Here is a 22060-nt window from a genome sequence, read left to right as displayed (position 1 = left end):
GAGCGGCGCCATTTTGGTACCAAACTATCGATTAAATAGAAAGAAATAAAGACGCTTTTTGATCCAGAAATTTCTTAGTCTTTTTCCAGTGTGGACAAACTTGGTTAAGTAATAGATAAAACTTGGTACTGTGATTATGTTCTGCAATGTGACATAGCTCATGAAGGATTACGTAATCAATACATGCTGTGGGTGCTTTAATCAAATGAGTGTTAAGCGTTATCTTCCCTTTAACTGAACAATTACCCCATCGAGTTCGCATAGCTCTTAAATGAATAGACGGTCGTTCTTTTATCCAAGGCACTATAGGTAAAAGCAGCTCCAGTCGCTGATTGAAAAAGTCAAAAGCTCTTTGTCTATACCAAGCTCCTAGCAATTGCTTTCTATGTTTAATCGATTTGGATTCAATAAGTTGAAGTTGTCCTCGTAATAATTTAACTTGAGGCTTAATTTCAGGCATATCTATTACTTTGAGTACATATTTTTTTCCTAGATAGTAATGACTTTCGCCGCTTAAATATTGTCGAGGAGTAATATAATCTTGCTGAGATCTGAATACACTTAATTTGTTATACACCCATTTCGCGCGTTTATTTACAGCCACAATAATTTCATCATGAGTTGCTGATGGAGGTGCGAAAACAATAACCTGACAATCAGGTTTGACTTTAATTGTGATGCGATGGCTTTCTTGTCTTTTGGCTCGAAGCTCAAAAGGAATTTTATCTATCCCGAATGTAATATAGGATGTGTCTGTAGACATCGATTATCCTTAATCATATTGAAATTAAACCCACCCGAACAATTTGAATAATTTGTTCAATAATGTTTTTTGCGTAATCCATTCCAAAACCCAACTCTTTACACCCTTTGAAAATAATAGGTAATAATTTTTTTCGAATGTCTGCTTCTGTATTTTGTTGATTCAAAGAATGTTCCGCAATCGAAATATTAATTAATTCGCCTACAGTAAAAGCAAGTTCAACCCATTTTTTTTGTTCTTGTTCTGTAAGAGAGGCAAAAGAAACAGGAAGTTGAAGTTTGAATACTCCATAATAAGCTTGCGCATGGTGATTATCAGAAAAATCTGCTGGAATTTCTTTTAGCTTTCTATTCAACACATCATGTTCAAATTCTTGAAATAGTAAATATTGTTTTAATGGGTGTTCAAACAGTTCGTCTGCCTCTTTTATGGCTATTTTTAAAAGCTCTGAAAATGTTTCTTGCGCATAGGGATCATCTCTTAAATCCTGTTCTATCATTTTAGCGATGCGTGTTTTTATGATATCTGTTTCGTTTCTTGTTTTTTCTTCATTCCATTCTTCGGGTCGCTCTTGACGCCCCATTTTGCCAACTTCATATACACCTACTGGCTCTTTAATTTGCACACCAACAACATGTTTATCCATGAGTTTTTTTACAAGATCGGCATATTTATCATATATAATGATTTCACCTGCATCGAGTTTTGCAATTTGGCGCAGGCTGGTGAATTGTTTTAATGTCTCTTTATAGTGTGTACGTTGGGCATCAGTAATACTTTTGTCATCAAAAAAGCTATCAGACTGTAAGGCAACTTTGAGACAGTTCGCAAATTCACTCAGTGCATCATAGAAATCCTCTCTAACTTTCAGATTTGTATCGATAAGGTCTCCATCAACTTCTTGTATTTTGGGGATAAGTACTTGCCTTAGTTGTTCAAAATCTCCTTTGTTTTTAACTTCTTTGAAAATTTTCCATAATGCATCATAGAGCAGTGGAAGACGTTTATATTCACTAGACATTTGGTGATATAAACCATCCAGATCGGTAATGTCATAACCTTGTTGAGTTCTGGATGCCAAATCCTGATACTTGGCAATGGTGGTATCAAGCTCTTTAAGAATCCCCCTATAATCAATCAACAATCCAAATTTTTTCTTTTCATGCAATCGGTTAACTCGAGCAATGGCCTGAATTAAATTATGCTCTTTGAGCTGTTTATCAATATAAAGTACTGTATTTCGCGGCTCATCAAAACCTGTAAGCAGCTTATCAACAACAATAATTATTTTTAAATCTTCATCATTGGCAAAACGCTCTATAACCTGTCGTGTGTATTCTCGTTCCTCTTGATTGCCAACATTGTCTTTCCACCATTTTGTTACTTCTGGAATTTTAGATTCATCAACTTCTGTATTTCCTTCTCTGGTATCAGGAGGTGACATCACGACGGCAGATTCAAATAATCCAACTTCATCTAAATATTTTTTGTAACGAATAGCGGACAGTTTGCTGTCACAAGCAATTTGTCCTTTTAAGCCCTCATCAATATTTTTTACAAAATGATGCGCTATATCTAGAGCAACAAGCTCAATTCGATTTTCAGAGCGGTAGATTTCGCCTTTTTTGGCATATTTCTTCTTTAAATCTGCGCGTTGTTCATCAGAAAGTTCCTCAGTTATTCGTTCAAACCATGAATCAATTGCACGGTCATTTACCATGAGTTCAGGGCGTCTTTCTTCATATAAAAGCGGTGTCACCATTTTATCTTCTACAGCACGCTGCATAGTATAAGCATGGATGATCGATCCAAATTTATTCGTTGTTTTATCTTCTTTAAGCAAGGGCGTACCTGTAAAGGCAATGAAGGCAGCATTAGGCAAAGCCTGTTTCATGCGAATATAATTTTCTCCGCCCTGTGAGCGGTGGCCTTCATCCACTAAAACGACAATATCACGACTTACATTCTTGCATTGTGGCAGCTTAGCTGCGGTATTAAATTTTTGAATCAGAGAAAAAATAACACGTTCAGTGCCTTTGCTAATTTGCTCTGCCAGCCGTCTGCCGGACGTGGCTTTTGCATTTGAAAATTCTGTTTTTCCAGAAAACTCACCACCAGAATGAAAGGTATTGGATAGTTGTCTTTCCAGATCTACTCGATCAGTGACGACAACGATACGACATTGTTTCAAACTGTCATGCAATATGAGTGCACGTGATAAAAAGACCATCGTTAGTGATTTCCCAGAGCCGGTCGTATGCCATATTACGCCACCTTCTCTACCACCATCAGGGTTAGGTGTGTTAATTCGTTCAATTAGCCGCTGGATACCAAAGAACTGTTGATATCGTGCAACGATTTTCCCTGCTTTCTTGTCAAACAACATGAAATAACGAGTCATATCGAGTAATCGTTCGGGTGATAATAAACTGATAAGCAGTTTATCTTGTCCTGTTACCGCTAATTGTCCTTGCGAAATGAGTTTTTCAAACCAAACTCTATCTGTTGCTCGCCGATGGTTAAAAAAACCGTCTACTTGTTGCGTGGTAAGTGCTAAATTTTTAATTTGATTGAAGTGATTCTCGTTTATATCTTCGTCTCGCCACGTAGCCCAAAATTTTGCATCTGTGCCTTGTGTTCCATATAAGCCATCAACGCCATTAATGGATAATAACAGTTGGCTATAGGCGAATAACTGAGGGATTTCGCTTAAACGCTGGTTACGTAGATGTTGTGATATTCCTTCTTCAATAGTTGGGCCTTTCTTTCCATCAGGACGTTTCGCTTCGATGACTGCGAGTGGTAAGCCATTAACGAAGCAAACAATATCTGGACATCGGGTTTGCACACCACCAGCACCCAAAACCGAATATTCCTCTGTAAATAAAAAACTATTATTTTGGATATCATGCCAATCAATCAGTGGAATAGTCGGATTTATTTTCTTACCACCAACAAATTCAGTGACAGTAATGCCATATAAAATGTGGTTATATATCCGCTCATTTGCTTTGGTTAAACCCTCATTTAATGCGGGTGTGCTAATTTCTGCGACTATCCCATCAATCGATTTATCAGAAAGCGGATACTCTTTTCCTGCATATATAAAACGGCGTTTTCGTAATACATCATATAACGCTGCTTTTAAGACTACTTCACTGGGTTTATTCTCACGTAAAGCTAATGCTTGCTCTGGAGATAGAAAAGTCCAACCTAAATTGTTGAGAACAACCAGCGCAGGTATTTTTGCGCTGTATTCTTCTTGAAAACGAGGTAATTGGGTCATAGTTGCCCCTTATTTTTTAACCGCTGCTTTCCTTTTTCTGTGATAGCGTAAGCTTGATTTGGATGATTTCGTACCTCTGGATAGGTATACGTTATCAATCCTTCTTCACACATAGGTACAAGTTGCTTCGTTTTTAAAGCACTCGCGTTTCTATTAAGAATAGTCGCCATTTGATCGGCTGAATACGAGTGATGTAGGCATAGCTTCAAAATGATGGGCTTTATCTGACGAGACTTTGGAGTCAATCGATCAATTTCCTCTCGCAAAGCATCAGGTAAGTGACTACTATTTGCATCGAGGTCACTACTATTTGCCATGAGGTTGCTATCATTTCTATTGAGCTCATCACTATTTTGATGCTCAGAAGGATGATAGCTCATTAACAAATGGGTCGGTTTATAATAAGTATTACGTCCACTTCCACCTTTTTCAATCAAATGGTATTGTTGCCAGAGGCGGCCAAGTACCTTACTTGCTGCCAGTGTATCCAGGTCTGTAATCGCTCGCAGAGCACCATTGTCGATCGCTCCTACCTCCCTAATTAAGACCAATGCTTTGGCTTCATCAGAGCTTAAATTCAAATCTCTAAACTGCTTTAACCAAAGCAACTGCTCTTCATTCATCAGTTGATGGAGTAAAAAGGTTGCTTTGAAGTAGTTACTTTGTCTATTCGATAACAATATAGGCTTAGTTAAACCCGCATCGTTTAGTAAACGCTGCATCGTGCGAAACCCGGTTCCTTTCGTTTCTGCAAAATCCAAGTCATATAAAACATGAGAAAGGATAGGGTTCCTTAGCTCAGAACCCGTATCATCATATTCGTCCAAAGACTTCAAAGAATAACCCGCATTGCGGATCTCAAGCCGATTGCTATAGCGAATAACCATTGTTGGCTGGTGTATATGGTAATCTCGATGCATCACTGCGTTCACAATCGCCTCGCGAATCACTTTTTGAGGTAAGAACGGCTGATCAGAACGTTGTAGCTGTCCTTCTTCTAAACGAAAATAGCGGGGCATGTCATCTAAAATCACATTTTCAAGTTTAGGGATAAGAGCTAATAATGGTTCTCGCAGATCAAGAGAGTACTGAAAACGTTGTTCTGGATCTTCTACCCATTCAGTGCCTGCAACGCGAACATAATCTACACGCACAGCGGGTAGTAATCCGCGCAAAGAAAGTGTTTTGCCAAATAAAAGTAACCCGGCAATATTGGGGGTATACTCGCCACCATGTTTTTTAACTACATGCAGCGCACGGAGTAGCCCTAGATCATCAGCTTGTAACTCTTCGGCATTAGGACGAACCTTTGCACGTAGTTTGCGGTACAGGGCGATAGCATTTTCATCCAAATCATCGAGAGTAGTATCCGGTAAAATAATTTGTTCATAGCTGATGCCAGCCTTTGCCATTAAAATAGGCTCTAGCTCTTTTTCAGTGCATTCATAATCACCATTTGCCCCACGTCGCCAAACGCCCGTTTTACGCTTGTTATGTTTATCAGGTTTTCCAATAAAACGGCATGGTTTTGCATTAGGTTCAAGTTCATGTACAAAAACACCAATGACTGATTTACCATCAAATTTTTCGTGTTTACATTCAATGCGGATGGGGTGTTCAAACTGTGTGCGACAATTGTTTTGCAGCTCGCCTAATAACTTGTCGATATTATCAACGCCACTAACCCAATGTGTATTATGTTCATCGTTTGGTTCATCAACACCAAGAAGCAGCCAGCCTCCACCTAAACCGGGTTCGTTCGCAAAAGCACAAATAGTTTGCATGATTGAGTTACCAATATCACTTCCACGTTTGGCTTCGATGCGTTGATGCTCATCGAGTTCGATGAGTTCGTTTAAAATTAGCTCAATTGTCCATGTCATGATATAAATCTCTTTTGGATAGCAAAGAAAGCAGTCTTTTGATTGAAAATCATCATGCTCCCCACACATTAGCGGATAAAGAGTCATAAAATGCTACTTTCAAGGGATATTTTTTATCTCTTAAAGCTGCTAATTTATTGGCCTGTTGAATAATGTATTTGTTCCCTTGATTGGATGGGTCTCCGTATAACCCTATGTACAATTTAGGGAATTTACCTTTACCTATTTTCTTTAAAATGTGATTATCATTTTCGGCAAGGGAATGACCATAAATAAAAACACAAGGTTCTTTTTGGTTACAGTTTGCGACCAGACTTTTATAGCTATGGTAAAGATACGCATGATGCTCTATTTTAGCCATTTTTTCTTGGCTGGTACCTTCTGTAACAAACAATGGAAATTCATTTTTTTCAAGTGCTTCACGGATTTGCTCGATAAGCCGAACACCGCTTCTAAGCCAGGTATATTTTCTTAGCTCATATCCCGCATCAAATAAATGAAGTGCACCATGCAGATAGTGAACACGTTGTTGCCCAGAGTTAGAGTGACCTTGCCATATGACATATGAAATATCAAATTCATCTTCAGCATTTCCAAAACCATCATTTTTGCCTATTTTGGTTGATGCTTCCTCAGTAAAATCGTTGGAATGCATTAGAGCCCAATAAAGGAGCAAGTCATAATTAAGTGTATAGACTTGTCCAGAGGTTCCTTCTCCAAGGAAATAATTAATAAATTTCTTGCAGTGTAGATACTTCGTTTCAGAAATGTCAGATGGAATCTTCGGGTGATTTTCTGAAATAGTCTGGATTAGTACTTCTTTTAAGCATTCAACATGTGTTTTCATTTTTTGGACAAAAACTTGATAATTAGGTACATAAATAGGTAACAAATTGATGCCGTTACTGAGCGCTTTGATAATCAATTCAAAGTCTTGTGTATTAAAAGATTCAAATACTTGTTTTAGTTCTGGCGCATTAGATAAATTTGCTTTGTTATATAAAGAGTAATAGTGAAAAATATCGGGAAAGCAGCCTATACTAAATCCATTTCCAAGAATTAAATGTCGTTTAGAATAATTTTGAGAGTCGATAATGGCATCTTCAAAAGAAATCAATTTAGGCATTATTGGTCTCCGCTAACGTAACTCTTCGTCTTCCAGTTAAAAGTTGCTGCATTAATGCTTTTTTTTCTTGTTTAAACCACTCCAGTTGTTGTTTTATCTTTTCAATTTCATGATCGGCTGTAGAAAGTACCATCGCAATTTTTTGTTGTTCTTCAATACTTGGAACAAATACATTGAATTGTTGTAATAAGCCAAGCTTGATATATGGCATTGCTCCATGTTGCTTTTCTCGTTCAATATCACATATTAACCAATACAGAATGAACTGGTGCAAATAGGATACACATATGATTTTGTTAAAATTATTTAATATATAAGTTCTTTGGTAAGCCTCAAATTTTCCATTGTAATAATGTGTCTTCCCTATCATGCCGTTGCCAGCAATTAATATCGCTTCGCAGTCATATGAGTATCCGTCGCATTTAGTTGGCGCACTGGCGCATGTAAAAAATGGATAATTACCATCAGGATTGCCTTCATTGACATCTTTTTTTCCCGTTATAATAGAGCAAAGGTCTTTTAAATGTATAGCAATCCATGCTGCTCTAAATTTCTGCCCATATTTATCCAACAGTCGTTCTTTTCCTGAAAGCAACTGTTGCATTAGTGCATTTTTCTGTTGCTCGCTGTTGGCTAATAATTTTTCGGTGGTGGTGATAGCTTTGTCCCATGTTGATAGGATTTGGGCTATTTTCTTTTGTTCATTAAGTGGTGGCAATAGTAAAGGAACTTTTTCAACTATTGATTTATTTATTTTTACCATTGTATTACTACTACCCGCAGCACAATTTTTAAAATACCCACGCACGGGAGCTGATTTTAATTGAATCTCTATAAATTTAAGATCAGCTTTTTTCTCATCAATACGAAAGCGCATCATTAAATCAGGGTATGAACAATTTGATAGCTCACCTTTAAATCTCATTGATCGACCAACTTTGTCTGGTGTATTAGAGCGACTGATTAAAAAATCGTCTTTACATAATAAATTTCGTAATACCTGCAAAGTTGGATAAACTGGTTTTATTTCTTTAAAGTTACAACTACTATCGCCTAATACTCCTAACCCTAGTACCCAATACCCAGTTTCAACATCAGCTGCATTGGGAGAATAACCATTCTTAATTTGTCCATGAAGAATTTCTATTAAGTGGCACTTCCGCCATCCTTCAGGCATCATAACCAAGCTCCTTCAAATAAGCATCCATTTGAAGCTCAAGCTCAGCCAGTTCTTTTTTAAGTTGCAAACGATCGGCTCTAACTGCCATCAAGTCAATCTCGTCCTCCTCTTCAAAGGTATCAACATAACGAGGAATATTCAGGTTGTAATCGTTTTCTTTTATTTCATCTGGCTCCGCAAGGTAGGCGTACTTATCAATAGATTGACGTTTTTTGTAGGTTTCAATAATTTTATCTATATTGGATTGAGACAATTGGTTTTGATTCTTACCTGCTTTAAATTCTTTAGATGCATCAATAAAAAGCACTTTATTATCTGATTTTTGCTTTTTGAAAATAAGAATTGCAGCAGGTATTCCTGTACCATAAAAAAGTTTTTCAGGTAAACCAATCACGGTATCAAGTAAATTTTCTTCAATCAATTGTTGTCTGATTTTCACTTCGCTTGAACCTCTGAATAGAACACCATGAGGCACAACGACACCCATGCGGCCTGTTTTAGGTTTAAGTGTCTCAATCATATGTAAAATGAATGCATAATCGCCTTTGGTCTTGGGTGGTATACCCCGGCGAAAGCGGCCAAAATGATCGTTCACAGCTTCTTCATGACCCCATTTATCCAGAGAGAAGGGTGGATTCGCTGTGACAATGTCAAACAACATCAAATGCCCTTTACTATCCAATAATTTTGGATTTCTAATGGTATCGCCCCATTCAATTTTGTGATTATCCTCACCATGCAAGAACATATTCATCTTAGCAAGCGACCATGTAGAGCCTATAGCTTCTTGTCCAAAGAGCGCATAATTTTTTTGATGGTGGTTTTCTCGGATAAGTCGACCACATTTCATCAACAAAGAGCCAGAACCACAAGCGGGATCGCAAATACTGTCACCGGGTTGAGGATTAAGTAACGTTGCTATCAAACTGGATACTTCGGGAGGGGTATAAAATTCTCCTGCTTTTTGTCCACCACTTGCAGCAAAGTGCTTGATAAGATATTCGTAAGCATTGCCAATAATATCAAGTCCAGCGACACGAGAAGGTCTTAGGTTCAAGTCGGGTTTGGCAAAATCTTCCAACAAATGTCTTAATATAGTGTTTTTCTGTTTTTCTTCACCCAGCTTATCAGTATTAAAACTGATATCTTGGAAAACACTTTTAGCGTTATCGCGTAGTTTGGTACCATTTGCTTCTTCTATAGCATGTAAGCACAGATCAATTCGTTCACCGTTGCCGGGTTCATGACGTCGTTCCCAAAGGTTTTTAAACGTTGCTTGAAATTGATCTCTAACCGAGCCATCTTCATTTTTCAGCGTAATTTCAGGGATCACAAAACGTTCATTTTTCATCATTTCATGAATTAATTCCGGCTCATCGCCATATTGCTTTTGATATTCATCAAAATGATCTTGCCATACATCTGATATATATTTGAGGAAGAGCATAGTGAGAATAAAATCTTTATAGGTATCGGCACTAATCGTTCCCCGAAAAGTATCACACGCTGCCATCAGCGCTTTATTTATAGTGTCTTGATTAACAGGATCGGCATTGATGGGTATAGTGTTTAACGCATGGCTATTTAGCATGATGGAACTTCCTCTTCATTCAATTGGGTTTGGCTGATTTCATTAAGCAGTGTTTGCATAAGTAACTCACCATTAGCGATCATTTTGTCTGCTAAATGTTTTTCTTTGCTAATGGTTTTAGCTAATTCTATGATGGTTTTTTGTTGCTTCAATGTAGGTAAAATAATTGGTGTTGCTTCTAATACCTGTCTACGAATACTTGGCGTTGTACTACCCTCAGCATTACTGAGAAAATAGCGTTGTGCGATAGTTTGATTTAAAAACCAAGCTATATATTCTGGTAGTACATCAGGAACATTTAAACGAATTACAAAGAATTGAGGTGCTGCAATGGCAAGACGCTCTCTTAGCTCAGCATCTATTAATGCGGCGTAATTTCGCTGGCCACGTGCTGCGAATAAAATATCTCCAGACCGAAGTGATACCTGAGATTGGCGGCTAGGTAATATAGTCTCTATTACTGTGCTCCAGTTTACATTATATGTTTCATTAATGTCTTTCATTTGCACACAATAAACGCCTGAGTTTTTAAGTTCAGGAATTTTTCCGCGAAATGAGTAGCCTGCGCTAATTGTTGATATGTTTATCAGATCCAAAATATTAGCATCCTTTGTAATGATGCTTAAATTATTAAGTACAAATCCAATTATGTCAAATTTATTTTGCATCATAATCAAGGATGTTTTAATATTTGATAATAGAGTTCGGGACTTATTTTTAAAGTTGCACAGAAGTACCAAGGATAATTCCGGTTAAAAGTGCCATCGATGTTAAAAAATTATACAAGGAATAATATGGAATTTACTATAGATGATTGTGAACAACATATAATAAGTAAATTACGAGAGGGAATACAAAAAAATACAATTGATTCAACGAAACTAAGTGAAGCACCATACGATATCAAATTAATTCGATGTGTTGAGTCGTTCATGTATGATCATAAAATTCCAGATCCTGAAAGTCACATAGAAAGAAATGATAGTCATTCGGTTCATCAAAAAAATCGCCAAAATAAAATTACCCTACAAAATTTATTTTCAGATGCTCTTTTTCAACTAGTTAGAAGAGGGATATTAAAGCCAGGAGAAAGATTTGGCGGCAATTTCTATATTACAAATGTAAGTTCACTAAGCGAAGGATTTACAGTTACTGAATATGGCAAGGAATGGTTGATTTTAAATCAAAATGATAATCTTCTACCGGCCTCACATGGACGATTAGAAGAAGTCTATAGTAAATTTCAATCTCTTTTTGGAGTTGAGTATTTCAGAAGAGCAAAGGAAGCCGTAAGTTGCTATTTTTCTGCGAATTACTTGGCATGTTGTGTAATGAGTGGTGCAGCGACTGAGTCTATCCTCCTAACGGCTGCATTTATTAAAACAAACAAAGACGAAGCATTAAAAATTTATAAAACTGGTAGCGGGAGACGTCGAATCGAAAATTTGGTTTTTGGTCAGACAAACCAGTATATAAAAGAAAGGTATGGGAGGTATACCGATATAATTAGCTATTGGCGAGATGAGTCTGGGCATGGTGCTGAATCTGAGATAGATGTACATGAAGCGTATATTGCTCTACTTTCATTACTTCGTTATGCTGAATTTATGCGGGATCATTGGAGTGAAATTACGGCTTGAAAAAGCTGGTTGTTTATAACCACTAAATTTGGCAGGTGGAGTAATCAGAATTTTGGGCAACGTGATTTACCTTCACAATTTAGAGGCACCAAAACGGCACCATCTGAAGACAATTTCAGACTATGAAAGACAACATGGTGCATTTTGGAGAAAGTGCGATAACTCATAATTGGCGTAGTTTTTCATGGTCTTTAATGGTATTTCATGAAAAACTAAAAAACATGGTAGCGGGTTCGATTCCCGCCGCCTCCACCATCTAACTTCTTGATTTGTCCGATACCCTTTTTTTGATGAATCATTAGGAATCCATTTTCCATACGTCTTCATCACCATTTCAGTATCAACGTGGCCCATCTGACTTGCAGCCCACATGATATTTTCCCCGCCAGATAACATCATTGATGCATAGGTATGCCTTGTTTGATATGGATTTCTGTAACGAATCCCTGCTCTTTTAATTGTATGTACCCATGCAGTTCGTCGAATTTGATGATCTGTTTCCCATGGTTGATTAGTCCGTGGATTATGAAAAACACGTTTACCCAGCCCAAATGTATATTTCATTTGTGCGTTAAGCGCTTCAATAGCAGGAGGGAGCAACATTACCTGACGTTTACCCGCAATTGTTTTTGTTCCCTTGATCTGTTTCTTAACCACAGCTCTTACGACATTTATTATCCCATGAGCTAAATCAATATCCTCCCATTCAAGAGCTATGAGCTCGGATGTTCTTAGTCCTGTAAAAAAAGCAAACTGAAAGAGATTTCTGATCTGTTCGGGATGCGTTGCTTCTAAAATAGCTTTGACTTCGTTTTTATCAAATGGGTCTACTTTGAAATTGCTTTTGCTGGTTTGTTTGCTTAACAACTTAGAAATAACAATTTTATCCAGAGGATTACTCTTGATGTATTCATCATTCAGTGCCTGCTCAATGATCGCGCGTAGAGGAATGAGAAGATTGCTGACGGTTTTTGAGGTTACTTGCAAACAACGTATCCATTCTCGAATAAAAGCTGGTTTTAAATCTTGTAATGCCACTTCACCAAAATAAGGAATAAGGTGTGCCTCACAGACCTTCTTGTATCCAATATAAATGAATAACAAAAGAGAATATAATGAAAGTAACTTACTTTGATAACCGACCAGAAATTATCCAAATATGTGCTGACTATTGGGAATTGATAATAATGGGGAGTTTTTGCACAATACTAGTTTGATCGGCAAGAAATATGGACTCTCTGCTAATAAAGTTACTTAAATAGCAAAAGAGTATAGTCGTGCATTTTCAGACTCTATTAGCTAATCCAATTTTTGTTCAGCAAACACTTTCATAGCAGCAACCAGATACTCTACTAAATCCGGGTGAAATTGCGTATAAAATGTATGAAAATCAGGATGATTTAAGTACATTTTTCCAAGCGCCAGATAAGTCTCTTTGGTAGGCGTCCAAAAATTATTAACCCATTCGTAATGCTGCTGGATAAGCTTTTGAACATGATCAGAGTCTACTTTCTGGCCTTGCTTAAGTGCTTCCACAATAGACTTGTGAAATGTTTCGCCAGCTCCTTTAAATTGTTCCCAGTCAGGTTTTTTCCAATGAGAAACACGCTGCCAGCTATCATCGATCTGTTTTTGTGAAATAATTCCTGTATTCAGCATATATTCTTCATGCTCCTGTTGTTTGACTGGATCAAATCCCTCGTACATTTCGCTCTCACGCATGATTATTTTCCCTCTTAAATGTGAAATGGTTTTATCAATAGTCTTGATTAGAGTTATCGTTCGTTTGAGACCCAATTCCAACATGGATTTATGAGCTTTTAATGATTCGATTTTATTGAAATCATCGCTGCTTAAAATCTGTCGAATTTCATTTAGAGGGAATCCTAGCTCACGAAAAAATAGAATCTGCTGAAGCATGAGTAATTGCTCCTCCTGGTAATAGCGATATTGATTCTCGCCATAGTAAGCAGGTGCCAGCAAACCAATTTCGTCATAAAATCGCAGCGTGCGTGTACTAATACCTGAAAGTTTCGCTAACTGATTTATCGTGTATGCCATCATTGCACTCCTCTAACTGACAAGGCACATGGTAAAGGTTTACGCGACGGCAAGGTCAAGTATTTTATGCATTGGTTAACATCTTATAGTTAAAACATTTTTTTACTGTAATCGTAATTTGCTTTTCATGAGCAATTGATGTTCAATGCTTTTCCATGTAATTATGGATAGTACATTTAAATGGAGCGATAATAATGGATAATAAGAAACAGGAAATCATTAAAGTGTCATTTTTGCTCATTACAGGCAATTGCCCGGTTTGAACGCTTGAGAAATATTGTTTAGACACTAACTTCTCATAATGTGTTCTGCACATTGTAGAGAAGACAAAAACTGCACAATCCCAGCATAGGAAATATATTCTTGTTCCAAACGGAGATGAGTTCCATAACGCTGTGTTTGCAAGGCCTCATATAATAACTGCTCCTTTGCAGTTAAGTAATTGAGAGGGCTTTGATTCTGTTTTGGTTCTATTGTCCAATGCATTCTATGACTAAGCAAGGTAGTTTCATCCATAAGGAATGATTTTGTCTGAGGAAGAATTTTCCTGCACTGATTTAAAATAGCAAAGCCATGCGTATCAATGTCCCCCCAATACCAGACCTCTTTATCCGAAAGCCAGGAGGCTTGTTCCAGAAAATCAAAACCATAGCCTCTGCCAAAAATCACCAGAGACTTGGGAATCTTGGGAAAAACCAGAGCATTAATATCATTTTCGACTATAAAAACAGTCTTCACGGGTAAAGCAAGTTGAGAAAAAGCCTGTGTAGTGATACTTAAATCCGATAAGCCCTGGATATGGCAGGATTCGTCCAGAATACGAAAACGAACCAGGTTAGGTTTTTCATTAAAGCCATATCGTGCTGCAAAATTCGCTCTCGCACTCCATTGCGGCTGAATTGCGTCCACTGGCAAGAGCAGATCAAACCAATCGCTCAAAATGGATTGATGCTGCTCCATAAATTTGGAATCTATTTCAGGCAGACTAAGCTGTCTCATGTAAATACCGGGTTTTGGATTTTGTAACATCCATTGCATGACCCGTAATAATCTTGGCATTACCTCATGATAAATGAGTATCTGATGGGGTTTTTTTATAATCCATGCGCGCAATGCAGGGATCTCGGTTAATATCTGTCTCGCCACACGCAGAAATAATTCTCCTTTACGGTGCTTTCCCAACCAGGTTAAAACATCCTGCACAGAAGCGATAGAGAGTGTTTTTGGCAGCTCATTACGGCCCAAAGATCTGTGATTTACAACCTGCCAGTCGAGATGAAATCCGGGAATCGATGACAAACTCCGAATTTCAGAAACCCAAATCTGAGCTTCAGTAAAGCGTTGTCCTAAATCAGCCGAAGAAGGGGCTTTCAAAGAAAAACGAAGCGGAAAAAAATCAGAAGGCTCTAAAAGCTCTGTTAACAAACGACCGGAATCCCAAAGCGCCTCAAGTTTCTTTTGGATTAAAAGTTTACTAGCCCATCGCCTATCAGGTTGCAAGATAAGCCTCTTTTTCTTTTCTATATTCGTCTATCGTTAAATGCCTTAACAAAGACTCGCCTCCTTCCTTACTATGGACAAATCCTACCGAAGCAACATAAGGCTCTATGATATGAATCTTTTGTAAAGGTGTTACCACCAATAACTGTAATCCCATTGCTTTAAACAAATCCAAACCGAAACGTGCCGATTCATCGGAACCTCGCCCAAAAGCCTCATCGATAACAACAAAACGAAAACTCTGCTGAGATGCTCTATCTGCCTGTAAACCAAATTGATAGGCGAGGCTGGCAGCCAAAATGGTGTATGCCAATTTTTCCTTTTGACCCCCTGACTTACCTCCCGAGTCGGTGTAATGTTCGTGTTCACTATGATCTTCCAGCCATCGCTCAGACGCTGCAAACGCAAACCATTGGCGCACATCGGTAACTTTACGAGTCCAGCGTTTATCAAGTTCTGTTGTGCCTTCTCGTCCCCGAAACCGCTCGATAATGGCTTTTACCTGTAAAAACTTATGCTCGGCATACTGAGCAGCCTCATGACTGCTTAAGCTCCCTTCAGTGCACTGACGTAAATCCATACGGAATTGGCGCAGTTCCATATCACGGGTATCTTGAATTTCTAAAGCAATATAGCGTCCAGGGTTATACTCTATTTCTTCAAGAGACCGATTGATTTGTGCAATGCGTTCTTTAATATCTTGTACTTCCCGGTTAAGTTGTGACTGGAAATTGGCAATTTCTCTTATTGTATTTTCGTTCAATAAAGCCTTAAAACGTTCTTCAAAGCGAGGTAAATCATCGGCTTGCAAGTTAGATAACATGAGTTTAATTCATTTCCTGCCTCCAGCCGTGCATCAACCTCTTGTGTTTCAGCAGGGTAGTCACGACGATATCCTTCCATCGCTTTAATAATTCGCTCTTCCAGCGTTTTTATTTTACTATCCTGGCTATCAATTTTCTTTTGAATCCAGAAACGTAAGTCCTGTTGTTTGTTATCACAGGCCTCTATAGTGAGCTGGTGACTTCCCAAAGCCTCCGCTCTATAGCGCTCCAATGCAGTAATTAAAGCCGATATCTCACCACAGTCCTCAGGTAAACACTCTTGCTCGCAGGTGGATAACTGCTGTTGTGCCCACTCCATTTTAGCTTCGCTTTTCGAGGTTTTATCTTTTTGCTGGTCTAATTGCTGCTCCAACGATTTGATATGCTCTGTAGTTTTTTCCAAAGCCGCATTGAGCTCTTTTAGCACATCAGAAGCCTGCTCCAGACATTCTTTTTCCTTTTCCAGAGTTGCAATAATTCGAGTTAATTTTTGCCAGCAAAGCGCTTCAAATTCTTTAAATGCTTCCAGACGCAGAATGTTTATTTTTTCCTGGTCTAATTCTTTCCTTGCACTTTGCGTTTGGCTAATTTGAATGGACAATTCATGTAAGGATTGTTCTTTCTCTTGCTTTTGAAGTAGCAAGGTATTGAGTTTTTTCTGATTATTCCAGCCCAAAATGTAGCGGCTTTTATCATTAATGGGATACCGGTCATCCTTTTCATGCCGCTGACCATAAAATTTTATTTGCCCTGCTGGTGTCACTGCCTGTTGTGATTTGCGAAAATCATCAAGATCTTCACAGCATAGGAAATCAAAGCGCTTGCTTAATTCCAGTTCCAGCCAGGTATAAAACTCTGTATCGGGTTTAATTTGTATTTTTTCAACTAAGGAGCCTGGTTGAATCGTCTTTCTCTGCCTTGCATCAATCGCAGCTGGTACACGATAATAAACTAGACGACCTTTCAAATGAGTGCCCTCAACCCAGGCACTTACCGTTTGATAATGCCTGTCTGGGACTAGCAGCGATAGGCCAAACTGATGCAGTAAACGTTCGGCCACGCCTTCCCAGCGTGATTCACTATCCTGAATTTGCAATAACTCGCCAACAAACGGCATATCCTCCTCTGGGAGATTTAAAGCCTGACATAGTTGAGTTCTGAGCACAACTTGTTTAGCACTGATATTGCTTTGTCGTTGCTGTAACGATTGAATTTCTTCTTCAAGTATCTTATGTTGCTGCTGCTCTGTTTTGAAGCGTACCGTGCACTCGGTGATTTCATTTTGCATAACGCTTTCGCGAATTTGGCCATTTTGCAAGCGCTGTTTTAATGCTGCCTGGTTTTGGATGAATTGCTCAAAACTGTCTGGAAACGGTAACTCAAGATCTCTCGCCAGGAGTTCATAGTCTTTCGCTGTTTGTTTGCGTTTATTCTGCTCACGTATATGCCCTTCTATTTCAAGACGCAAACGCTCAGCACGGTCACCCCCATTCACCAGAAGTTCTCGTGTGAGATGATCTCTTTCTGCCAAGGCATTGGCCCGGTTGTCATTTAAAACAGCAATCCGGTTTGTTCCTTTTTGGATATCGTCTTGCAAATTTTCGATACGCTGCCTCAACAACCCCGATTTAAGATAGGCAAAATAATATCGTAACCCCTCACGGCATACACGCCAATGTTCCTTTTGATTGATAAGCTGGGTATGTAAATCCAGATCCTTAGCCAGAGGACTAAGCTTTTGAATTTGGGCTTTGGCTTTAACCACCGCATCATGCGCTCGGTTTAAATCATCAAAATGCTGAATTAAAGATTCAATACGTGAGGCAACATCGAAAGCCTCCAGCATGTGATCGCGAACAAATTCCGTTAAGTTTCCTACCGATTTCATCGATACCGTTTGGTGAAAGAGTTCCAGCGCCTGATCATGCTGAATCCCAAAGCGACGTTTGAACGCCGCGGCATAAGGAGGGAAGCTATCAAAAAGCAGTTCAGACGACGAAAGAAGGCGTAAGCGCTTTTTAAGTTGATTAATATTCTGACCAAAATGGGTAAAATGAGATGAAATACTCAATACCTCATCCGCTACCACAAAAAAACGTGCTGGTTGTCCTCCGTTATCTTTAATCCAGAAAACTTGAGCAAGCGTTACGGATTGCTGTGTCGCTTGATTATAAAAAACCCCTAGAATAACTGAGTAATGACTATTATTTCTTAATGCCACAGGTCTGGCGGACTGACCAGCCTCACTACGTTCCGATTTATAATAGCCTAGTACATAAGAAAGCAGGCTGCGCTCTTTTGCTTCAGCTCCTGCAGCCTTGTTATATGCAATACGATGCGCGGGAACTAACAAGGTAGTAATAGCATCGACTAATGTAGATTTTCCTGCACCAATATCTCCTGTCAGCAAACCATTCTTGCCTTCCAGAGCTAAACGCCATATCCGCTGATGAAAAGTACCCCAATTAAATACCTCAATTTGCTGTAAACGAAATCCACTCATGATTAATTCCCCTGCGCTGCGCCAGCATGCAGTGCATAGGCTTGCAATTTTTGCTCAAAATCATGCAGCCATTGGGCATCGACGAAGGCTTTAATAATACGCTTAACTTCGATTTTTGAACTGTCATTGTGTAAACGGCGCACAAAGCCAAGCTCAACAATTTTATTAATATAAGTATCTATCTGATCCATAATTCTGGCTTCATTACTTCCAGACGGTAAGAATAGACGAAGCTGCTCAACAACATCTTCTTTATTCAAAATAAGGCGTGAATCACCACTGCTGGCATCATGCTCCACTAATTTGCGTCTAAAAAGAGCCAACAACAAGCTGACGGGATAGGACAGCTGACGTTTAGGCACCAGTGATGGCAAAGGCTCCTCGCCGTCTTCAACAAGTTTAGGTTTAAGCCAGGCAACACCCTCATCCTCCAAAAAGACCAAATCCAAACCTATGATTCGAACATAATCTCGCACTTTCGTCTGCAGTTTAAGCAAATGCTGCCATAAGGAGGGTTCTTCCTCTAAATATAAAACACCTTTAAACAGTTTAATTAAAACAAGAGACAGGGTATTGGATTCTTCGTTCATGTCAGGTCCGGGTAAAAATAATTCTTGGAAGAGAGGCCTGGCGCACGATACCTTGCTCGTCAAACCATGAAATCACTTCTTTAACCTCTTCATCAAATACTGCATGTTTATCATTGGCTGCAATAGATAAATAGGTGATAAGTTCGGCCAAACCATGCTCTAAAGGATACATTTGTATTACATGAGCCAAACTTATCTGTGGAGAAAGCCCCCGGGCACGCTTGATTTGTGCCATTAACTCCTCTTTATCGACAACCATCTGGTTGTATAAAGTCTCAGGTACAATATTGTCGAGTTCATCTGTATACATATGGGTTTGCAACTTGATCTTGGTCGGCGGGGTAAACAAAGGCCTGCCCATAGGTACATGCAAGGCTGGAGAAGCCTCATCCAGGTTCATAAAATCCTCTTTGGGAGGGTGTGACTTAACTTGCAAAGCATGAAGGTTAATCCGATCCAGAATCTGGATAATTCTTTTATTCTCAAGATAGGCCTGATCATCTAAAAAGCGTCTCAATTGCTGCGATAATTTAGCAACGGTTCTTTGCGTATATTCCCCAGCTTCAAGCCAATCAAAATGTATCCGCTGTAAACGCGTATCCCTGGTAAACTCAGCCAGAGATTCCAATTGCGTCACCTGTTGTAACAAGGCGCTTAATTCGTCCTGGCTTGCTGGAGACATTAAAAAGTCCCAAAAGGCCCTGAAACTGCGGCCTTGAGCGGAATCAGAAATCGCATCCCGCTCACCAAAAATCTGTTGCAATAATTGGCCCTTACTCCCATCCCAGGATGCAATCTGCTCGCGGACATCTCGATCAAGCACTCTAAAATTATGTTCTACCGTTCTAAAATCACTCAACAACTCCCGAGCGGTCGACTGCACTTGAAAGAATCGATCTTTTAAGGCAGCATCATCCATTACTGCAAGATCACCCAAACGAAGCGATTGAATTTCCTTGTCGATATCGCGTTTTTTTTTCTCCAGCTCAGCAATACGCACTTCTACATCGGTTTCTACGCCATGAGCAATTTGCCTCAGCAGTTCAAAAACGATTAGAAGCCTGGACTCGGTGCCTACAAAGTTTTTTTCTGCTAAATTTTCAAGCCAAACCAATGCTTTCTCAGTCGCTGGCGTCAAATCATAATGAGGCTCATCAGATCCTTGAGGATAAAACTTCCATAACCAGCCCTTATTATTTTGCGACCAGTCATCCAAATAAGAGATTGCTGATTTTGAAAAAAGCGCAGATCCATCTTCATTTTTCAGTTGAAACAAAACATCATCTAAAATAGAAACCAATTGAGATTGAGCTAAAATGCGTTCATTAGTTTGAATAAAAGCTTTGTGTAAAAAACTGGCTATCAATGGCGCATGATCGGCCTGCAATAATCGCCATGCAGGATTATTTTTCTTAAGCTGATTCAGATAATAATAATCGAGACTCATTGGCCAACAGCAAAAGATAAAATGTTCAATATTCTATCATGCATATCCAGAATAACAATATGAACTGTATCTTTTGCGGGAGCTTTCTTTCTGATAACTTCATGCCCAGGAATTCATTTGTCAGTAGCCCCTCACGTGGCCAAGCCAATAGGACACATCAGTAATCACCGAGACGAGATTTTAGTATCAAAAACATAGCAGCCTATTCTGATTAACTCATATTTTCTTGCTGCAAAAAAATAAAAAAACTGAGATAAATATGATTTAAAAATTGAATTGAAGATCAATATTTTGGCTCAGTTCTTGTGTTTCGGATATGTTTGATGTGTTATGTCTTTTTCGCCAGAAGGACTGGATAGTTCTTGCAGCCTTGTTTTCAGTTTCTAATTGTTCTTTTCTTTTTTTCACGATCAATTCGATTTTTAAGTCTTGATATTCTTTAGCTTTACTTAAGAACTCCAGAGACACTGAGGGATCATATAATCGATTATTTAAAATATCCAATGGAGTAGTTCGAGCATTATCGAAAACATTATCGTGTGCGCCGTTTTTCAATAACTCTAAAGCAAAATCAAATTTTCCTTGGTTTAAAGCCTGATGTAGCAAAGTCCAGCCAGTTAAAGGACATTTCTCATCTATATCTGTTAAATAAGGCAGCGATAATTTAAAATCAGCAAGTTGATCATTGCCCATAGTTAAACTCAGAGAAGAATAAATATCCGCTCCATCATTAACTAAAGGATATTTTGCTTGTAGCAGGAGGTCAAAACATGCATGGTTGACCATTGCGATACAATGAACATCAAATTCATAAAGTCCATCACTGTTAGCACAATATGTTGGATCAAAGGGTTTGTAGGATCCCTGAATATAGAGATCATTTGTAGTGCTAACAAAATTAGGAATAGTCACTGGAAAACACTCATCAGGAGAAATCCCAATTTGTTTTGACATGTGAATAAAAAAATTAGTTAGCATAAAACAGTTAACTTTGAGTTTTCTTTGTTCCCGTAATTTGTGAATTTCTTGTTGAGAGGCAAGGCCTTCATATATCCAATTCATTTCCTTAATATACTGTGAGATCACATCAAATAATAAATCGATATCTGGATCATCTGTTGTAGCGTTTTTCTTATATCGAAACAAAATGGCTTTTTCAATTATCATTATTACTTGCCTAAAAATATTCCACTATTGAATTTGATTAATGATTAGGAAAAAACAGCATTATAGATAAGCTCAATTAGATAAACAACATGAAAAAATAATAGCCATACTGCCAATCCATTTATAATCTACTCAGACAATTGTAAGGGAAGGATACGCAACAACGGTTTCGTATGCTTAAATAGATATTTTCATCCTCGCCTATTTATTGAGTAAGAGAGACATGTATAAATTCCTTGATTTTTTTAGAGACAGACAAAATCGAATTGTGATATTTCAGTTCCCTAATTGGCCGTTAATTCTGTGGTTTGTATTCGCAATACTGGATTTTTTATGGAGCAGCAATCAACCAGGAGTGCATCATATTTTTAACATGCTCCGATTTGGTTTTATCTTTACATGGGCATGGTTGGAAATAACCAGTGGAGTGAATTACTTTCGTCGCACACTGGGTTTAGTGGTTTTAATTATCGTAGTGGCGATGTTTGAAGTTGATCAT

Annotated in this window: 16 protein-coding genes; 1 reads left to right on the top strand and 15 read right to left on the bottom strand. The window is 38.5% G+C overall.

The features are described from left to right. Nucleotides 1-31 precede the first annotated feature (31 nt). From DYH61_RS13630 to DYH61_RS13600, 7 genes are read right to left on the bottom strand one after another with little or no spacing between them, the layout of a single operon-like run. On the bottom strand, nt 32-763 hold the full coding sequence (locus tag DYH61_RS13630) for a M48 family metallopeptidase (protein ID WP_058507170.1): 732 nt from the start codon (nt 761-763) through the stop codon (nt 32-34). A 13-nt stretch (nt 764-776) separates the two neighbouring features. Further along, nucleotides 777-4049 (bottom strand): type I restriction endonuclease subunit R, encoded by a 3273-nt coding sequence (locus tag DYH61_RS13625; protein ID WP_058507171.1) that lies wholly within the window; start codon nt 4047-4049, stop codon nt 777-779. Next, nucleotides 4046-6019 (bottom strand): RNA-binding domain-containing protein, encoded by a 1974-nt coding sequence (locus DYH61_RS13620; RefSeq protein WP_234999812.1) that lies wholly within the window; start codon nt 6017-6019, stop codon nt 4046-4048. Before DYH61_RS13620 ends, DYH61_RS13625 begins: the two co-directional genes overlap by 4 nt. Further along, nucleotides 5985-7058, bottom strand: coding sequence for a DUF4917 family protein (locus tag DYH61_RS13615; protein ID WP_058507172.1), 1074 nt, complete (start codon nt 7056-7058; stop codon nt 5985-5987). Before DYH61_RS13615 ends, DYH61_RS13620 begins: the two co-directional genes overlap by 35 nt. Further along, nucleotides 7051-8238 (bottom strand): restriction endonuclease subunit S, encoded by a 1188-nt coding sequence (locus tag DYH61_RS13610; protein WP_058507173.1) that lies wholly within the window; start codon nt 8236-8238, stop codon nt 7051-7053. Before DYH61_RS13610 ends, DYH61_RS13615 begins: the two co-directional genes overlap by 8 nt. Further along, nucleotides 8228-9829 carry a type I restriction-modification system subunit M gene (locus DYH61_RS13605; RefSeq protein ID WP_058507174.1) on the bottom strand — a complete coding sequence of 534 codons (1602 nt, stop codon included), beginning with the start codon at nt 9827-9829 and terminating at the stop codon, nt 8228-8230. Before DYH61_RS13605 ends, DYH61_RS13610 begins: the two co-directional genes overlap by 11 nt. Further along, nucleotides 9823-10500, bottom strand: a complete 678-nt coding sequence (locus DYH61_RS13600) for a restriction endonuclease subunit S (protein ID WP_083499185.1) — start codon at nt 10498-10500, stop codon at nt 9823-9825. Before DYH61_RS13600 ends, DYH61_RS13605 begins: the two co-directional genes overlap by 7 nt. Nucleotides 10501-10623: 123 nt before the next feature. Between DYH61_RS13600 and DYH61_RS13595 the strand changes: the two genes are divergently transcribed. Further along, a complete protein-coding gene (locus DYH61_RS13595) occupies nt 10624-11469 on the top strand; it encodes a hypothetical protein (RefSeq protein ID WP_058507176.1) in 846 nt (281 codons plus the stop codon). A 120-nt stretch (nt 11470-11589) separates the two neighbouring features. Here the strand turns inward: DYH61_RS13595 and DYH61_RS13590 are convergent, their stop codons facing one another. The 8 genes from DYH61_RS13590 to DYH61_RS13560 all read right to left on the bottom strand — a co-directional run bounded on the left by DYH61_RS13590 (nt 11590) and on the right by DYH61_RS13560 (nt 21561). Then, the gene (locus tag DYH61_RS13590; protein WP_256595717.1) at nt 11590-12573 is read right to left on the bottom strand and encodes a tyrosine-type recombinase/integrase; all 984 of its coding nucleotides are present in this window, start codon (nt 12571-12573) and stop codon (nt 11590-11592) included. Nucleotides 12574-12768: 195 nt separating this feature from the next. Then, the gene (locus DYH61_RS13585) at nt 12769-13533 is read right to left on the bottom strand and encodes a MerR family transcriptional regulator (RefSeq protein ID WP_327312966.1); all 765 of its coding nucleotides are present in this window, start codon (nt 13531-13533) and stop codon (nt 12769-12771) included. A gap of 285 nt (nt 13534-13818) precedes the next feature. Further along, nucleotides 13819-15030: a Wadjet anti-phage system protein JetD domain-containing protein gene (locus DYH61_RS13580; RefSeq protein WP_058507179.1), complete on the bottom strand. Its 1212-nt coding sequence runs from the start codon at nt 15028-15030 to the stop codon at nt 13819-13821. Further along, nucleotides 15020-15853 carry an SbcC/MukB-like Walker B domain-containing protein gene (locus DYH61_RS15800; RefSeq protein WP_200823621.1) on the bottom strand — a complete coding sequence of 278 codons (834 nt, stop codon included), beginning with the start codon at nt 15851-15853 and terminating at the stop codon, nt 15020-15022. The genes DYH61_RS13580 and DYH61_RS15800 overlap by 11 nt, the downstream gene beginning before the upstream one ends. After that, nucleotides 15790-18357 (bottom strand): ATP-binding protein, encoded by a 2568-nt coding sequence (locus DYH61_RS13575; protein ID WP_200823620.1) that lies wholly within the window; start codon nt 18355-18357, stop codon nt 15790-15792. Before DYH61_RS13575 ends, DYH61_RS15800 begins: the two co-directional genes overlap by 64 nt. Before the next feature lie 2 nt (nt 18358-18359). Further along, complete coding sequence (locus DYH61_RS13570; protein ID WP_058507180.1) at nt 18360-18947, bottom strand: DUF4194 domain-containing protein; 588 nt, start codon at nt 18945-18947, stop codon at nt 18360-18362. A 1-nt stretch (nt 18948) separates the two neighbouring features. Further along, nucleotides 18949-20394 carry a DUF3375 domain-containing protein gene (locus tag DYH61_RS13565; protein WP_058507181.1) on the bottom strand — a complete coding sequence of 482 codons (1446 nt, stop codon included), beginning with the start codon at nt 20392-20394 and terminating at the stop codon, nt 18949-18951. A 264-nt stretch (nt 20395-20658) separates the two neighbouring features. Further along, complete coding sequence (locus tag DYH61_RS13560) at nt 20659-21561, bottom strand: ankyrin repeat domain-containing protein (RefSeq protein ID WP_058507182.1); 903 nt, start codon at nt 21559-21561, stop codon at nt 20659-20661. Between the last annotated feature and the right edge of the window lie 499 nt (nt 21562-22060).

Origin of the sequence: Legionella quinlivanii (genome assembly GCF_900461555.1) — a bacterium.
Taxonomy (GTDB): domain Bacteria; phylum Pseudomonadota; class Gammaproteobacteria; order Legionellales; family Legionellaceae; genus Legionella_C; species Legionella_C quinlivanii.
This window is presented reverse-complemented; position numbering and strand designations above follow the sequence as displayed.

Coding starts and splice junctions, on each gene's coding strand:
- DYH61_RS13630 (WP_058507170.1), bottom strand. CDS start 763: ATGTCTACAGACACATCCTATATTACATTCGGGATAGATAAAATTCCT.
- DYH61_RS13625 (WP_058507171.1), bottom strand. CDS start 4,049: ATGACCCAATTACCTCGTTTTCAAGAAGAATACAGCGCAAAAATACCT.
- DYH61_RS13620 (WP_234999812.1), bottom strand. CDS start 6,019: ATGACTCTTTATCCGCTAATGTGTGGGGAGCATGATGATTTTCAATCA.
- DYH61_RS13615 (WP_058507172.1), bottom strand. CDS start 7,058: ATGCCTAAATTGATTTCTTTTGAAGATGCCATTATCGACTCTCAAAAT.
- DYH61_RS13610 (WP_058507173.1), bottom strand. CDS start 8,238: ATGATGCCTGAAGGATGGCGGAAGTGCCACTTAATAGAAATTCTTCAT.
- DYH61_RS13605 (WP_058507174.1), bottom strand. CDS start 9,829: ATGCTAAATAGCCATGCGTTAAACACTATACCCATCAATGCCGATCCT.
- DYH61_RS13600 (WP_083499185.1), bottom strand. CDS start 10,500: ATGATGCAAAATAAATTTGACATAATTGGATTTGTACTTAATAATTTA.
- DYH61_RS13595 (WP_058507176.1), top strand. CDS start 10,624: ATGGAATTTACTATAGATGATTGTGAACAACATATAATAAGTAAATTA.
- DYH61_RS13585 (WP_327312966.1), bottom strand. CDS start 13,533: ATGATGGCATACACGATAAATCAGTTAGCGAAACTTTCAGGTATTAGT.
- DYH61_RS15800 (WP_200823621.1), bottom strand. CDS start 15,853: ATGTTATCTAACTTGCAAGCCGATGATTTACCTCGCTTTGAAGAACGT.
- DYH61_RS13575 (WP_200823620.1), bottom strand. CDS start 18,357: ATGAGTGGATTTCGTTTACAGCAAATTGAGGTATTTAATTGGGGTACT.
- DYH61_RS13570 (WP_058507180.1), bottom strand. CDS start 18,947: ATGAACGAAGAATCCAATACCCTGTCTCTTGTTTTAATTAAACTGTTT.
- DYH61_RS13565 (WP_058507181.1), bottom strand. CDS start 20,394: ATGAGTCTCGATTATTATTATCTGAATCAGCTTAAGAAAAATAATCCT.
- DYH61_RS13560 (WP_058507182.1), bottom strand. CDS start 21,561: ATGATAATTGAAAAAGCCATTTTGTTTCGATATAAGAAAAACGCTACA.